We start from the raw sequence: 1,584 nt of genomic DNA, 5'->3' as shown, positions 1-1,584 counted from the left end.
TAGCTTGTTCTTTAACCACCGAGCTCGAACGGGCCGTCGAACTTGATCACTCGTTCCGGTAACTGTCGTACGTAGAAGCGGCCTTCGTCTGATCCTGTGCTCCGACCAAGGAATGCACCGATCACGACGAAGGCCGTAGGGATGAGTCTGCTGCACCATCGCGTCGAGCATGGCGGGTTCGCCGAACTGTCACGCTTCCGGGGCGAGTTCTACTCCTGCCTGACCAAGCGCAAGGATGCGCTGTTCGAACTGGCCGATGCCGTGCTGTGTGCCGATGGGCCGGTCAGGTCACTGGTGGAGCTGTCACTGGTCGGTGAGCACCTTCGCGGTCACGGCGGGCTCTACGCGGCTTTGGCCCGTGGCCATATCGATGCTGACCGAATGCGACGGGCGCTGGCGGCGGTGCCACTGCCGCGCGCTGCCGACGGCCGGCTCGTGCTGGCTGTCGACGTCACCTGTTGGCTACGACCGGACGCCCACACCTCACCGGAGCGGATCCTGTGCCACACCTACGGGCGGGGCAAGGACCAGCACATCCCCATCCCGGGCTGGCCCTACTCGGTCATCACCGTCCTGGAGAGCGGCCGCAGCTCGTGGACCGCGCCGCTGGACGCCCGCCGGCTGGCACCCGGGGACGACGGTGCCGCGGTGACTGCCCAGCAACTGCGTGAGCTGATCCAACGGCTCGTCGCTGCCGGGCAGTTGAAGCCCGATGACCCGGACGTGCTCGTCGTCGCGGACGCCGGATACGACGTGCCCCGCCTCGCCTTCCTACTAAGAGACCTCCCCGTCCAGGTGCTGGGACGGATGCGCTCGGACCGTGTCCTGCGCAGGGCATGCCCGCCCCGGCTACCGGGCACCATGGGCCGCCCACCACGGCATGGCGGCGAGTTCGTCTTCAAAGACCCGGCCACCTGGGGCGTCCCGGACACCCAGACCGTCGCCGAGACGCGCTTCTACGGCACCGCGACCGCCCGGTCGTGGGACCGACTACACCCCAGGCTGACCCACCGATCCGCATGGGCGGTGGATGCGGGGACCCTGCCGGTGATCGAGGGCACCGTGATCCGTCTGGAGGTCGAACACCTGCCCAGTGGGGCGATCCCGAAGCCGGTCTGGCTGTGGTGGTCCGGCACGGATGCCACCGCTGCGGACACCGACCGACTCTGGCAGGCGTTCTTGCGCCGCTTCGACATCGAGCACACGTTCCGCCTGTTCAAGCAGACCCTCGGCTGGACCTGTCCGAAGATCCGCACCCCCGAGGCTGCAGACCGCTGGACCTGGCTGATCCTGGCCGCCTACACCCAACTCCGCCTCGCCCGGACCCTCGCAGCCGACCTCCGTCGCCCATGGGAGAAGCCCGCACCACCCGAACGCATGACCCCTGCCCGCGTCCGCCGGGGATTCCGGAACCTCCGCCCGAAGGCCGCCTGTCCCGCAGGTGTGCCGAAACCCTCCCGGCCAGGCCCAGGACGACCGCCCGGCCGCAAGAACTCCCAACCGACCCCTCGCCATGACGTCCACACGGTCGGCAAACCAGACACCGCGAAGCCATCAACGAAGAAGAAACCCCAGGCCAGCACC

The 1,584-nt window shown here is 68.3% G+C and carries 1 protein-coding gene; it reads left to right on the top strand.

Going from position 1 to position 1,584, the window contains the following annotated elements:
* Window positions 1-141 precede the first annotated feature (141 nt).
* The coding region (locus ACZ3UD_RS37685; protein WP_465598630.1) for an NF041680 family putative transposase at window positions 142-1,584 on the top strand (1,443 nt) is incomplete at its 3' end.

It is taken from the genome of Kitasatospora sp. NPDC023118 (genome assembly GCF_055560875.1).
The sequence above is the reverse complement of the archived record's forward strand: the minus strand, read 5'-3'. Positions and strand labels throughout refer to the sequence as shown.